We start from the raw sequence: 14,208 nt of genomic DNA, 5'->3' as shown, positions 1-14,208 counted from the left end.
AGCGGTTCAGTCTCCTAAATATCTAAGTTATTCATCCGAATGGATAACGCGTGACTTTCAATAAATTCACGTCGTGGAGGTACCTCTTCTCCCATTAACATTGTAAAAATATGATCGGCTTCTACAGCATCTTTTAAAGAGACTCGAACGAGAGTTCTTTGTTCTGGATTCATTGTGGTATCCCAAAGCTGATCTGCATTCATTTCTCCAAGACCCTTGTATCGTTGAATTTCAATACCTTTTCGCCCAAGACCTTTCAGATAATCTATAACTTCCTTCAGCGTATAGCAAATATAGGGAGGTATTTTTGGATCTTCTGTAGAAACAGTTATGCTAGCCCCTTTTGGATAAAGGTAATGACGAATATCGTAACCATAATCACTTAAGTTATGCTGAAGCTCTTCAAGAACAGAACTTTTATATAATTCTATAATTCGTGCAGATGCTTCTTCATTAGCAGCAACGATCTCATCTTTTTCTTCATGAGAATAAAGGTATCTCCCCTCCTGTTTTCCATTTTCTGGAGAATAATAGTACAAAGGGAAAATCCCATCTCGGAACATATCGATAAATTCGGAAAATGGGATAGCTTTTTTCTCTAAAGCAACAATAAAATTTTCTATCTCTAAAATAAGATTGACGAAAGTTTCTAAAGCCACACCTTCTGATTCTCTCGCAGTATCATCAAAAATCACGCGACTTTCTTTAGTTCCTAAATTTAGTAGGTAACCATCCATTTCTTTCTCCGAAAGGATATATCGAAAATCTTTTTTCTTACTGACGCGATATAAAGGCGGTTGAGCAATGTAGACACATTCATTCTCTATCAGAGCAGTCATATGTCTATAAAAGAATGTTAGCAACAAAGTTCGAATATGAGAACCATCAACATCAGCATCTGTCATAATGATAATACGTTTATAACGTAACTTGCTGAGATTAAAATTATCTGTTCCGATCCCACATCCTAAAGCAGCTATAATACTTCCAATCTCTTGGTTCTGAAAAATTTTCTGCAAACGAGCTTTTTCCACATTCAAGATTTTACCTCGAATGGGAAGAATTGCTTGAAATCGTCGATCCCGTCCCTGTTTAGCAGATCCTCCTGCAGAGTCTCCCTCCACAATATACATTTCACACTTTTCAGGATCTTTTTCTAAACAATCTATTAATTTCCCTGGCAAACGCGCGCTATCCAGAGCACTTTTACGAAGAGTTAACTCTCTGGCTCTTTTAGCCGCCTCCCTCGCCTGTGCTGCAACAAAAACTTTGTCTACAATGGTTTTTGCTATTTGTGGATTTTCTTCAAAAAATGTGGTTAAAACTTCTCCACTAATTTGCTGAGCAACAGATCCCACATCGCTATTGCCTAATTTTTGCTTAGTTTGTCCTTCAAATTGAGGATTTGGGACTTTAACCGAAACAATGGCTACCAAACCCTCTTTTATATCTTCCCCAGTTAATGACAACTTATCGCTTTTAGCCAAATTATGTGCTTTAATATAAGAGTTAACCGCCCTTGTTAGCGCTGTAGAAAATCCTGTTAAATGGGTTCCTCCCTGTCGTGTAGGGATATTGTTAGCGTAAGAATAGATGAGCTCGGAATAACCAGAATTCCACTGTAAAGCAGCTTCAAATTCTATGTCCCCATCATCTCCTGGTTTTGATCCTTGAATATAAATAGGAGTAGGGAAAAGGCTTTCTTTATTTTGATTCAAATAGCTAACAAAAGATTGAATCCCTCCTTCGTAAAAAAATACAACCTTGTCGAACCCGGAATCACGATCATCTTCAAAAATAATCGTTATTCCACGGTTTAGAAAAGCTAATTCCCGCAACCGTTTTATCAAAATTGCACGATCAAAAACACATGTAGAAAAGATAGCTGGGTCCGGATAAAAAAGAATTTCTGTTCCTTTTTTATCTGTAGAGCCTAACTTTTGTAAAGCTGTTAACGGAGTTCCCCTTGAAAACTCCATACTATATGCCTGTCCATCCTTAAAGACTTTAGCAATAAATTTTTCTGATAAGGCGTTAACGCAAGAAACCCCTACCCCGTGTAATCCTCCAGAAACCTTGTAACTATCTTTGTCAAACTTTCCTCCTGCATGTAATACGGTAAGAACAACTTCTAGAGCAGAAATTTCCCGTCCTTGTTTACTGGATTCTTTCTCATGAATCTGTATAGGAATTCCTCGACCATTATCAGAAATAGAAATCCCTCCATCCTCTAGTATACGCACAATAATTTCAGTACAGAAACCAGCCATAGCCTCATCAATACTATTATCAACCACTTCATATACTAAATGATGTAACCCTGTAACGCCTGTATCTCCAATGTACATACCAGGACGCTCACGAACGGCCTGTAACCCTTCTAAAACAGTGATGGCTGATGCGTCGTATTTTTTTTCTTGTGCGTCCATAACTATCCTAATAAAAAGCGTATCTCTCTAATTTTGGCACCAGGAACTATTGAATGAATCCGGGATATTAACTCTTTTTGAGAGCTCTGTTTTAATACAGCATACAACGAAGCATTACAGACCTTGATCGACAAAATTCCATCTTTAAGTCCTAAAGCCTGAGTCATTCCACTATACTTCTTTCCTAGAATTTCATACCATGCCCCTATAACCTCTTGTGGCCTACCAGCAAGAATTTTGCGCAAATAAACCAGATGATCTCGAAGAAAATATTTCGCATGTTTAATGGGAGAATCTGTGCGACTTTGTTTTTTACGGCGAAAATTGGGAGGATTTTGAGAATAAAAAGACACAACGCTCCTTCGATATATGCAAAGCGCACTTATTTCGCAGAATGCCTAGGAAGAAGGCCCTTATACTCGTTGCGCACTAAAAAAGTCAAAAACATTAGCGCGAGTATCATGAAAGACATCACTACTCAAGTTGTAAACATATCTGAGTTTTTTATTAATGCTGTTTAGTCTCTTCATTTTGTCTAGGAGATTCTTCTTCCGTCTCTATTGGTAATATTTTGCAACAAAAACCATCTAAACGTATAACCTCTCCTTCGTTTCCAAATATGAACAACTCATCCCAAACACGGACAAAAGGCAGTTTTACATTTACATTTTCTTCTAAAACTTTTTCTCCTTTAGCATTGAATCTCCCTACCCTAACAAGCTCTTTTATTTTCTCTCCTATAACGATATATTTGCGGGAAGCTTGGTCGTGCTGATTTTGTAAAACAAGTGGACCTTCTTTCTGCACTTTTTCTGGACTAAAGATATCAGGTTCATAAGAACAAGATGCGTTTTCAATAAGAGGGAGTGCTTGTTCTTCTTGCATATAAGGAGCATCCGACAAATCCTGTTCCATTAAAACTATTTGTTTTTCCAGCTTGCCCCGGATCAAACAAAAATTTAAAATTGCAAACAAAATCCCAGCAACTAAAACAATTCCGGCAATAATCAATGTTCCCAAACAAGTAGTAAAGGTGCCCCAGCCACCAACGATACCGTATACCCCGACACCTGCCAAAACAGTCCCTAAAAACATGAAAACCATTGAAATTTTCTTACTAGCCGCTGCTATCTTATCAAAAGGATTCCGATTATTTGTTAGTGGAAAAGATATTTTATCTTGTGGAGTAATACTCCTGACAGAATCCATGGTTCTCTCCTTTATTTTGCCTTCAGATCAAACAAGTGGTCGGCGGAAGAATTTCTACTAAACAAAAGAAAAACACAAAAAATTTCTTAAAATTAGACTTAAATGCGATTGTTTAGAATATCTTCTCGAATTTCTTTCATTACTTTTTGCATATGGTACATGTTATGAATAGATGCCCAAATACCCGCGTTAGGTTCATGTACTTTAAATAAATGTCTTAAATAAGCGCGTGATATTCCTTGTGAGCATGCAGGACAAAAACATCCTGGCTCTATGGGATTAAGATCAGAAGCATATCGTTGATTATTAATCTTTAAAGGTCCTTGTGATGTCAAAATCATACCATGACGCGCTGCTTTGGTCGGATAAGAGCTATCGAAAGAATCTATCCCAAATCCAACTGTTGCCCAGATGGAAGGAAGATCTCCTATCCCCAACAAATGTCTTGGTCTTTCCGCAGAAAGATTAGTGGTAGTTACATCAACCACAGACACAATATCTTGAAGATTTTTCCCTAAGCTTCCACCAATAGCAGATCCATCAAAAGGCAAATTTTCGACAAACTGGCACCCAAGTTTTCTTTGATCTGGAAAAGTTCCCCCATGGATTACGCCATACATCGACTGGATCCCGGGATTTTTTAAGTGGCAATCTAAAGACCGTTTTTCCCATGCATAAGTTCGGCAAGATGCCTGATGAAAATATGCGGAATCTGTATGAAAAGGTAGAAGCTCATCTAAAGGAATAATAATGTCTGCACCTAAATCTTTCTGCGCTTGAACAGAAATCTCTGGAGACAAAAATAGCTTACGTCCATCACGATAAGATTTAAACCACGCCCCCTCATCATCAATTTTAAGAATGCCAGAATCTCCTTTCTTCTTACCGCAACTTTTAATCTCTGCAGCAACAGAACCATAAGCCAAGCTAAAAATTTGAAATCCTCCGGAATCTGTAATAATGGGTGCGTTTCTACCAATAAACTGATGCAATCCCCCCATAGCAGCAATAGCTTCAGTCCCGGGATGAATAATGAGATGATATGTGTTACAAAACATGAGCGGGATTTGGCTATGATCCAAAACACCTTTTAATGCCCCATTTGTAGCTACAGGAACAAAAGCTGGCGTATCAATATACCCATGTGCAGTCTCTATTCGCCCCACTCGAGCTCTAGATTTCTTAGATTGATGCAGAATCTCAAAACGCAAAGCCACGAATCCATCCTTTTATCTAAGCATGCCATACAAACACCAAGCATTCTAAAGAGAGTTAGAGAAAAGACATAGCAAAAAGAACTTAAAGATTTTTTTGAGATTCCAAACTACTTAAAGAATAGAACGTTTAAAGTACCGGTAATCAAAAGAAAAATAACCATAGACATAATGTCATTAAGAGCTGTGACAATTGGACCTGAAGCTAAAGCTGGATCAACACCAATTTTTGCAAAAAAGAAGGGTGAAAGAACTCCTAAAGTCGTAGCTGTTAATGAAGCTCCTAAAATCCCCACAGAAACAGTGATTCCTAGTTGAACTCCCCCTGTAGAAAACAGTCCTAACCCTAGGCAGCCCATGCAACACACTACTAATCCACAGAGAATCCCCAGAGCCACCCCTGTCAGCAAACCGATACTCATTTCTTTAAGAATAGTTTCTTTACGCCTTCCAAAAGAAAGGGTCCCTGTTGCCATGCTGCGAACAAGAATGGTGCTGCATTGCACTCCCACATTCCCTGACAAGCCATTAACTAAAGGAATAAAAAAGATTACCATGGCTAAAAGTGCTGGAGCAATTTTTTGAAAATAAGCCATTACGGAAGCACTAACCAATCCAGCACATAAGGTAATAAGCAACCAAGGAGCCCGTAATAAAAATCTTTGAACAACGTGACAATCGTGGTATCCAACATCCTCCGTTGTTCCTGCCATTCTAGCAATAGTCTCGTCTGCAATGTCCTCTATTGTTTCGACGACATCTTCATATGTAATCGCCCCTATCAAAAAATTTTCTTCGTCTACTACAGGGAGAACTGCAACCTTATATCTTTCAACAAGATCTACAACCTCTTCTCGAGTGGTATCAGCCAACACCTTATGTTCTATAGGACGCATAATTTGTTTCAGCGGCATTTCCGGAGAAGCTATAATCAAACTTCTATCCGTTACAAATCCTTGTAATTCTCCTTTAAAATCCAAGACAAAAACAAGCCTGGTGAGATCGATTCCAGGATTATTCCGAATACAAGTTGCTACCTCCTTAACCGTGGTTTCCATTAAAAAAGCAAAAAACTCATTTGTCATGAGTCGACCAGCAGTATTTCTGCCATGTTTTTGCAAATCACGAATTTTTAAAGATTTTTTAGCATCAATTAAATCTAAGATTCGTCGATATCGACGATCAGGAATGTCGTCGAGAACCCAAACAGCTTCATCAGGAGGCATTTGTTCTATAAGAGCGCAAATCTCCCCATCCGACAAGTTGCGGAAGATAGCCCATCTTGAAGCCGAATCCGTGTTGATAATAAAGGCTATTTTTGAAGCTATACAATCTAAGTTTTTATAAAGAATGGATCGTGAATCAGAGGGAAGACACGACACCGCATACGCTAAATCAATAGGATTATACGCACTCACTATTGACGTCAAATCTTGTGAATGCTCCCCTGCAGTTAAGGTATCAAAAGCTTCTTCCAATTTAAAACTCAGTTCATCATCAAGATGACTCGTTTTAGAATCCATCAAATTTCCGGAAGTCAGCGTAATATCTACCTTCTCTTCGTTTTTATTGTGCTCTCCCACGCCTCCTCCGTTCTTGTACAAAGACTTTTAAAAGTCGTCCGTTACAACACATTTGACTAGTCTAAAGTTTGAAGTAACCTCAGTACTTCAAACTACCATCAAAAGACTTTTTTACAAAAATGACAAAAAAATCTCTTCGGTCTTTAAAAAAAAGACCTCATCGTAAAAAGATAGTTTGTAAATAGATTAACTGGACGGTAACTTGAAAACGTTGCCGCCAGAAGCCTTATTCCCTTTGACGAATGGAAACAAAAGAATTGGTCGAACCATACACCTTACAACCCAACGCTCAATTCTCGACCATCATGATGAAGATTTTATTGTAGATCTGCAAGCAAAATCGCCTTGTTTACTAAAAAGTTTGACAACTCATAACACTTTAACTAGGCAATCTTCCTTCAGCTACTCCATATAAAAAGGATCCCAGATACTCTTTGCTTTCCGGGAAGGCCTGTATAGAGGGTTTTGCTCCAGAAATAATTTTTCCATTTTTTAAGAGAAAAAGTCGTGCAGGCTGAAAACATCCTAACAAATACCAAGCATGCTGCCCCAAGCCAGAACGCGTTCCTCCTCCTTCCCACATGTAGTTTTGCTCACAAAAAATTCCCCAAACGCTCCGAGAACGAATCACATCATTATTCCAATCTCTCTCTATACTGGCCATAACCACCCTTCCTGACAAAGGATTTAGCAGCCCATACAAGCCTGCTAAATAGCAAGCTACTCCATAAAAGGGAGCTTTTATGGTCTGTAATAAAGATCTAGCCATTTCTCGAATTATATCAGAGCAGATAAATCGCTCTTCCGAAGGAATGCCTTCCTGATAAAACTGGCATACCATCTGAAATATGATATAAAAAGGAATAACAAAAAACCGAAAGATGTTGTAAAGCATCCTAACCATAACAACAATAGGCAGCAGAAAATAGGAGACCACACACACGCTAAATCTATCCCCTATTGAAGGATAAGTATAAACCGGAGCAATTCCCGAGCCTTGTTCATCCAAAAGAGAAACATCCATATACATGTCAGGTTCTTGAATAAGCTGTATCGACTCTCCTAGTTTGTCACATACTTTCACCTGCTCCCATCGCCTAGACATGAAAGGTTGTATTTTTTCCCCATATAAAACATCTGTTTTGCAAGCTATCCTATGAAGAACCGCTATTCCTCCGCTTAATAATGTGAGAGAACCGATGACGGTAGCAAGCATTTTAGAGCAAGAGAATGAGCTTGAATGGATTAAGGAAGCTATCCAAAGACAAATGCCTCCCAAAATAATAAGTATTCCTAAAATACAACTGCCAACACGAGCTGAAGAAATTTTGTAAAAAGGGTTATTTAAATTGCATCTCGTTATACGTCTTTGCACCGCCATCCAAGAAGAACTTGAAGGGAAAGAACTCTCGGTTACCGGGAGCAGTCTGGCTTCAGCAGGAGGAAGGTTCAGAAACATAAAAATTTTTTAACCTTGCATTTTCTAAAAATTTTTTCTTTTCTCATGGAGATAAGCTGTTCTTTTCCCCGATTATTAAACAAAATTTTGCCAATTAAAAAAACGTTTTGTTTCCACCTTGTCTAATCAAGAAGAGCAACGACTGGTTTAATAAACAGTAAATGGATATAATACCTTATCCCTTTCTTAAAGAAACAAACTTTGATTAAAATAGTTAAACTTAAAAACCTTTATGCAAATAATAACGGTTAATCCTTGCTTACGCAACGTCTTTTCTTTTCATGAAAGATTGTTTCCCAGCAACTTAGTAAATTCAAATTCTTTTTTTGATTACATAAAAATTTTAATTCCCCTCATTGCAGGGAGCATTTGCTTATTATTTGGTACGTTGATTCTAACAGGAGTAATTACAACCCTTCCTATCTGTTCTGCAGGCTATTTTCTTTCTTTGGGAATTACTTTGGCTATCTCTGGTATAGGACTTTGCATGGCTTTTAGACGCCCTATTTTCTCTATAAAACAATCAGAGAACGCCGTCTTATGTATTACTTGCTATTAAGGCCTTGCTTGATTAACTACACCGTGGTACGATCCTTATCTCCCAAAGTGATTCCCTCTTTTGTAACAGAACTACACCATGTTAACATTAGGATTAGAAAGTTCCTGTGATGAAACGTCTTGCGCCCTTGTTCAAGATGGAAAAATTCTTGCAAATATAATAGCTTCCCAGGATATCCATGCGTCCTATGGAGGCGTAATTCCGGAGTTAGCTTCTCGTGCTCATTTGCAAACTTTTCCAAGTCTTCTAGCTGTCGCAATAGAAAAAGCTGGTATATCTTTAAGTGATGTTGAGTTAATCACTGTAGCTAACACGCCAGGCCTCATTGGAGCATTATCTATCGGAGTGAATTTCGCAAAAGGATTAGCCTGTGGATTGAAAAAGCCCCTTATTGGGGTGAATCATGTGGAAGCACATTTATATTCGGCATGCATGGAAAATGACTCTGTTCGTTTCCCTGCTTTAGGAGTCGCCGTTTCAGGAGCGCACACCTCTCTGTTCTTAATGCCTGACTTGACTACCTTCTTTCTAATAGGGAAAACTCGAGACGATGCTATTGGGGAAACATTTGACAAGGTGGCTCGTTTCCTCGGGCTTCCTTATCCAGGAGGACAAAAATTGGAAGAACTGGCTCAAAAAGGCAACGAGGAAGCTTTTGCATTTTCCCGAGCAAAAGTTCCCGGGTACGACCTGTCTTTCAGCGGCTTGAAAACGGCAGTATTATACGCCCTGAAAGGGAATAACAGTAATTCAGCTCCTCCTTTTCCTGAAGTCTCTGAAACACTGAAACGAGATATTGCAGCTTCTTTTCAAAAAGCCGCTTTCACGGCTATTGCTCAAAAACTTCCAAGTATTGTAAAAGCGTTTTCTTGCGAGTCTTTGATTGTTGGCGGGGGCGTAGCAAACAATCGTTACTTCCGTCGCTTACTGAATCAAGCGCTCTCTCTCCCCATATACTTCCCTTCTTCGCAGCTGTGCTCAGATAATGCTGCTATGATAGCAGGGCTAGGAGAGAAACTGTTTTGTAATCGAACACATGTTTCTAAAGAGGTTATTCCATGCGCAAGATATCAGTGGGGATCTGCTTGCTTCTCATAACATTAGCAACTACTGGCTGCTCTAACTCCTCTTTCAACAAAACGAATCAGTCAAAGGTTAATCAAGTAATATCTGTCAGCATTAAGGACGATCCACATACACTTGATCCTCGAGAAGTTCGCCTTCTTTCTGATATCAACCTTATTCACCATCTTTACGAGGGTTTGGTTCAGGAAACACCTTCAGGAGAAGTTTTCCCTGCTCTAGCTGAAAGTTTCTTTCTTTCCGAAGATAAAACAATTTACACATTTAATTTGAAAAAAGCCTCGTGGAGCAATGGAGATCCCATTACCGCTCACGACTTTGTTCGTTCTTGGCAAGATGTATTGCAACATCGTGTGACAAGTGTTTATAGCTTTGCCTTTCAACCCATCAATTTTGATAAAAATTCTGGATTTTTTGCCAAAGATGACCATACGCTTGTGATCAATTTACACGCACCGACCCCTCATTTTTTAAAACTGCTTACACTCCCAGTATTTTATCCTGTACATCCCGAGCATCAATCACAAAGCAAAGCAAGAACTCTTCCAATATCTAACGGCGCTTTTTGTTTAAAAGAGAAGAAAGATCGCCGCTGGCTGAAGCTGGCTAAAAACCCCTACTATTACAACAAAGAGCAGATTGCTATTCAAGAAATTTATATACATGTGATTCCAGATCAACAAACTGCTTTTTCCTTATTCAAGCAAGGGAAATTAGATTGGCAAGGTCTTCCTTGGGGACACAGCATTCCCCAGGAAGTTCTAGTAAGTAAAAATAAGCGCCATGCCCCTCAATCATTTGGTATATCGGGAACTTCTTGGCTTACATTCAACACTTCTAAGCGGCCTTTTAGTCATCCTAAATTACGCCAAGCTTTGAGCTTAGCCTTAGATAAACAATCGTTAGCCTCTCTAACCTTTGTTAAGCCAGCGAAACATTTGCTTCCAACACATTTACATACCTATCCAGAACAGCCTTCTTATCAACAGCAAACTTTTGTTTTAGCTAAAGCTTTATTACAAGAAGCGTTAGTTGATTTAAATATGACCATAAGCGATTTAGAAAAATACCCTCTTACCTTCGCGGCCACATCCGCAATAAACTCACAAATAGCTCAAATGATGCGTGATCAATGGCGAAGAAAATTAGGGATAACGTTTCCAATTTGTGGTAAAGAATATGCTCTACTGCAGAATGATTTAACAACAAACGCATTTTTCATGTCCATAGGCGGCTGGTTTGCAGATTTTTCTGATCCTTTGGCTTTTCTTTCTGTTTTCTCTTCTAAGGGAGTCAAACCATACTCTTTACAAGATCCTCAATTTGACCAACTTATTTTGTCTATAGAAACGGAAAAAGATCCTTTCAAACGTTCTGCCTTAATTTCAAAAGCCTCTTTATATTTGGAAGAACAAAATATCATCGAACCTTTGTATCATGATGTTTTTCACTACACCACAAATCATAAACTTTCCTTTGTTAGACTGCATCCCTCAGGACTCGTTGATATGCGGTATGCAAAAAATTCTTAAATATGTTTTTACTCCGTGCGTAGAAAAGAGCCTCTCTTTAAAATAGGAAGGGGTCCTGGCTAAAAAATGTATTTTTTTTTGTAACTGCAAAAGCGTATCCTTTTTAGCGAAAGGCTTTTTGTTTTTATCGATCGCCAGTGATGAAACGGTAATACAGCAACCAAGGAAATGACTATGCTCAGTTACATAAGAAGACGGTTATTGTTTAATTTACTGTCTTTATGGGTAGTGGTCACCTTAACGTTTTTTATTATCAGAACAATTCCTGGAGATCCTTTCAATGATGAAAACAGTAATCTTCTTTCACCAGAAACTTTAGCGATATTGAAAAATCGTTATGGTCTAAATAAACCTTTATTTACTCAATATCTCATTTATCTGAAACATTTGCTGACACTAGATTTTGGGGAATCTCTTATTTACAAAGATCGAACAGTTATTAGTATTATTGCAGCCGCACTTCCTTCCTCAGCTATCCTCGGACTAGAAAGTCTTTGCTTAGCGCTTTTTGGAGGAATTACTTTGGGAATTCTTGCTGCTTTTTACAAACGCGGTTGTGGCCGCACCATTTTTTTCTCTTCTGTTATCCAGATCTCTGTTCCGGCTTTCGTTGTAGGAGCCTTTCTTCAATATGTCTTTGCTATAAAGTATTCCTGGCTACCTATAGCTTGTTGGGGAGAATTTTCGCACACATTGCTTCCATCAATAGCTTTAGCGATTACCCCAATGGCATTTATCACTCAGCTAACATATGCTTCTGTAACCGCCGCTTTGAAAAAAGATTATGTCTTACTAGCTTATGCTAAAGGACTTTCTCCTTTTAAAGTGTTGATAAAACATATTTTACCCTATGCTTTATTCCCTGTAATTTCGTACTCAGCATTCCTCATAACCGCCTTAATGACAGGAACCTTTTCCATAGAAAATCTTTTCTGTATCCCTGGTCTAGGAAAATGGTTTATTTGTAGTATCAAACAGAGAGATTACCCTATTACCTTAGGTCTTTCTGTTTTTTATGGAGCTTTTTTTATGATAACTTCTCTTGCCTGTGACCTACTACAAGCTTGGATAGATCCTCAAATTCGATATTCTTATGAAAAAGAACGCTTTCAACGATAAATTAATAAAGGATTTTTAAAAATAATCTCATGTTTCGATCAAGTTCGTTGCATATTTGGCGCTATATCCGTGCAAACAGAATACTGCTGTTTGGGAGTACTATTTTAATCATCTTGATTTTATCTGCGGCTTTTCTCCCCAGCATCTATCCCAATTATGAAAAGACTTCTCCCGACCACGCTCTTCAGTCTCCCTGCCAATTATTCCCTTTTGGAACAGATAATTTGGGACGCTGTATGTTGGCCCGCACTCTTCAGGGAATTCGTCTTTCTTTATTGATTGCTGTGTCCACAACCATTATTGACGTTTGTTTTGGATTACTTTGGTCGACCTTAGCTCTCACCTGTGGAAAAAGAGTTGCCGATTTTATGAATCGGATTACAGAAATTCTTTTTTCGGTTCCCCGTATTCCTGTTATCATTCTCCTGTTAGTTATTTTCGATCACGGAATTTTCCCTCTTATTCTAGCGATGACAATAACCGGCTGGATACCTATAGCACGCATTATTTACGGCCAATTTCTATTATTAGAAAATAAAGAATTTGTTTTATCCGCCCGAGCATTACAAGCATCTACTTTCCATATTTTAAGAAAACATCTTCTTCCAAATACCGTGGGCCCTATCCTTTCTACTTTAATTTTTACAATTCCTAATGCTGTTTATACGGAAGCCTTTATCAGTTTCTTAGGCGTTGGAATACAACCACCTTATGCGAGTCTAGGAACTCTTGTAAAAGAAGGTATTCATTCTTTAGATTATCATCCTTGGCTCTTCTTTATACCGTCTTTTTTTATGATTATTGTGTCTACAAGCTTTAATTGTATTGGTGAGGGGTTACGAACAAAATTGTTAGAGGAAAATACTTTTGTCTAAAGATTTATTAAAAATTGAAAATCTGGTCGTTTCCGTAAAAGACACCCATCAGCGACTAGTGAATAAGTTATCCTTCACTATCAAACGGTGCCACAGTTTGGCTCTTGTAGGAGAAAATGGCTCAGGGAAGACAACAGTTTCCAAAGCTGTACTTGGCTTTCTACCAGATAACTGTCACATTCAATCAGGGAAAATTTTGTATTCCGGTGTGGATATTACGCATCTATCCCGCAAAAAACTTCAACAGATTCGAGGGAAAAAAATTGCAACAATTTTTCAAAATGCCCAAGGCGCCCTTACCCCATCTATGCGCGTAGGAGCTCAAATTGTAGAGACTTTACGACATCATTTCGTAATGTCGAAGGAGGAGGCTTTAGCTAAAGCATACGAGCTTCTTGTAAACGTGCACATCGAATTCCCAGATCGTTGTTTACAACAATATCCTTTTGAATTGAGCGGCGGCATGTGTCAACGGATTAGTATTGCCATAGCCTTAGCGACCAATCCCGAATTAATCATCGCGGACGAGCCTTCAACAGCTCTAGATTCCATATCGCAAGCCCAAGTACTCCGTGTCTTAAAGCAAATCCACCAAAACAATTCCACAGCTCTGTTACTCATTACTCATAATCTTGCTTTGGTATCCGAACTTTGCGATGAAATGGCCATCATACGTCATGGAGAGATTATAGAACAGGGGCCTGTACAGAGGATCTTAAATTCTCCTCATCATCCTTATACTCAAAAATTAGTCAATGCTGTTCCTAGAATTCCAAATATTCGAAATCCTTTATCTTCAGAACTTCTTGCAACAACAGCACATTAACCCTTTGATCAATCACAATGTCTAGATTAGTTACAATTAAACATCTTTCCCTTACCATTCGGAAACAGCTTATTCTAAACAATATTCATCTTGAATTACATCGAGGAGAATGTCTAACAGTCGTTGGAGCAAGTGGATCAGGGAAAACTTCTTTGGCTTTGACAATTTTAGGACTACTATCCCCAGATTCTCAAGATGCGATAACTTTTCATCTTCCTCCAAAGACTCCAAGAGCAAAAGCTGTGCAAATGATCTGGCAGGACGTTTATAGTAGTCTCAATCCTATGATGACAGTTCAAGAAATCATCGCAGAACCTTTA

General features: G+C 38.5%; 13 protein-coding genes. 7 read left to right on the top strand and 6 right to left on the bottom strand.

Annotated features, from left to right (window positions below):
• Positions 1–14: 14 nt before the first annotated feature.
• From gyrB to IJ490_RS00940, 6 genes are all read right to left on the bottom strand, one after another.
• Entirely contained in the window at positions 15–2,429 is a 2,415-nt protein-coding gene (gene gyrB / locus IJ490_RS00965) for a DNA topoisomerase (ATP-hydrolyzing) subunit B (protein ID WP_291891944.1), read from the bottom strand.
• A 2-nt stretch (positions 2,430–2,431) separates the two neighbouring features.
• Positions 2,432–2,782: a DUF721 domain-containing protein gene (locus IJ490_RS00960; RefSeq protein ID WP_291891941.1), complete on the bottom strand. Its 351-nt coding sequence runs from the start codon at positions 2,780–2,782 to the stop codon at positions 2,432–2,434.
• A 154-nt stretch (positions 2,783–2,936) separates the two neighbouring features.
• Positions 2,937–3,638, bottom strand: coding sequence for a hypothetical protein (locus IJ490_RS00955; protein ID WP_291891937.1), 702 nt, complete (start codon positions 3,636–3,638; stop codon positions 2,937–2,939).
• A 98-nt stretch (positions 3,639–3,736) separates the two neighbouring features.
• Positions 3,737–4,855, bottom strand: a complete 1,119-nt coding sequence (gene tgt / locus IJ490_RS00950; RefSeq protein WP_291891934.1) for a tRNA guanosine(34) transglycosylase Tgt — start codon at positions 4,853–4,855, stop codon at positions 3,737–3,739.
• 107 nt (positions 4,856–4,962) lie between these two features.
• A complete protein-coding gene (mgtE, locus tag IJ490_RS00945; RefSeq protein ID WP_291892001.1) occupies positions 4,963–6,375 on the bottom strand; it encodes a magnesium transporter in 1,413 nt (470 codons plus the stop codon).
• Between the two features lie 439 nt (positions 6,376–6,814).
• Positions 6,815–7,894, bottom strand: coding sequence for a hypothetical protein (locus IJ490_RS00940; RefSeq protein ID WP_291891931.1), 1,080 nt, complete (start codon positions 7,892–7,894; stop codon positions 6,815–6,817).
• A gap of 232 nt (positions 7,895–8,126) precedes the next feature.
• Here IJ490_RS00940 and IJ490_RS00935 point away from each other — a divergent pair, with 232 nt between their 5' ends.
• The 7 genes from IJ490_RS00935 to IJ490_RS00905 all read left to right on the top strand — a co-directional run.
• Entirely contained in the window at positions 8,127–8,453 is a 327-nt protein-coding gene (locus tag IJ490_RS00935) for a hypothetical protein (protein WP_291891928.1), read from the top strand.
• Positions 8,454–8,531: 78 nt separating this feature from the next.
• Positions 8,532–9,551, top strand: a complete 1,020-nt coding sequence (gene tsaD, locus IJ490_RS00930) for a tRNA (adenosine(37)-N6)-threonylcarbamoyltransferase complex transferase subunit TsaD (protein ID WP_291891925.1) — start codon at positions 8,532–8,534, stop codon at positions 9,549–9,551.
• Entirely contained in the window at positions 9,512–11,068 is a 1,557-nt protein-coding gene (locus IJ490_RS00925) for a peptide ABC transporter substrate-binding protein (protein WP_291891922.1), read from the top strand. Before tsaD ends, IJ490_RS00925 begins: the two co-directional genes overlap by 40 nt.
• 174 nt (positions 11,069–11,242) lie before the next feature.
• Positions 11,243–12,187, top strand: a complete 945-nt coding sequence (locus tag IJ490_RS00920; protein WP_291891999.1) for an ABC transporter permease — start codon at positions 11,243–11,245, stop codon at positions 12,185–12,187.
• Between the two features lie 29 nt (positions 12,188–12,216).
• Entirely contained in the window at positions 12,217–13,062 is an 846-nt protein-coding gene (locus IJ490_RS00915) for an ABC transporter permease (RefSeq protein WP_291891919.1), read from the top strand.
• Positions 13,055–13,888, top strand: a complete 834-nt coding sequence (locus IJ490_RS00910) for an ABC transporter ATP-binding protein (protein WP_291891914.1) — start codon at positions 13,055–13,057, stop codon at positions 13,886–13,888. The genes IJ490_RS00915 and IJ490_RS00910 overlap by 8 nt, the downstream gene beginning before the upstream one ends.
• Before the next feature lie 17 nt (positions 13,889–13,905).
• Positions 13,906–14,208 (top strand): ATP-binding cassette domain-containing protein (locus IJ490_RS00905; RefSeq protein WP_291891911.1); only part of this gene is annotated, 303 nt, incomplete at its 3' end.

The organism is Chlamydia sp. (assembly GCF_017472245.1).
Lineage (GTDB): Bacteria > Chlamydiota > Chlamydiia > Chlamydiales > Chlamydiaceae > Chlamydia.
The sequence above is the reverse complement of the archived record's forward strand: the minus strand, read 5'-3'. Positions and strand labels throughout refer to the sequence as shown.

What these genes read in the sequence shown, in the direction of transcription:
- gyrB (WP_291891944.1), bottom strand. Translation starts at nt 2,429, where the DNA reads ATGGACGCACAAGAAAAAAAATACGACGCATCAGCCATCACTGTTTTA.
- IJ490_RS00955 (WP_291891937.1), bottom strand. Translation starts at nt 3,638, where the DNA reads ATGGATTCTGTCAGGAGTATTACTCCACAAGATAAAATATCTTTTCCA.
- mgtE (WP_291892001.1), bottom strand. Translation starts at nt 6,375, where the DNA reads ATGGATTCTAAAACGAGTCATCTTGATGATGAACTGAGTTTTAAATTG.
- IJ490_RS00940 (WP_291891931.1), bottom strand. Translation starts at nt 7,894, where the DNA reads ATGTTTCTGAACCTTCCTCCTGCTGAAGCCAGACTGCTCCCGGTAACC.
- IJ490_RS00935 (WP_291891928.1), top strand. Translation starts at nt 8,127, where the DNA reads ATGCAAATAATAACGGTTAATCCTTGCTTACGCAACGTCTTTTCTTTT.
- tsaD (WP_291891925.1), top strand. Translation starts at nt 8,532, where the DNA reads ATGTTAACATTAGGATTAGAAAGTTCCTGTGATGAAACGTCTTGCGCC.
- IJ490_RS00925 (WP_291891922.1), top strand. Translation starts at nt 9,512, where the DNA reads ATGCGCAAGATATCAGTGGGGATCTGCTTGCTTCTCATAACATTAGCA.
- IJ490_RS00920 (WP_291891999.1), top strand. Translation starts at nt 11,243, where the DNA reads ATGCTCAGTTACATAAGAAGACGGTTATTGTTTAATTTACTGTCTTTA.
- IJ490_RS00915 (WP_291891919.1), top strand. Translation starts at nt 12,217, where the DNA reads ATGTTTCGATCAAGTTCGTTGCATATTTGGCGCTATATCCGTGCAAAC.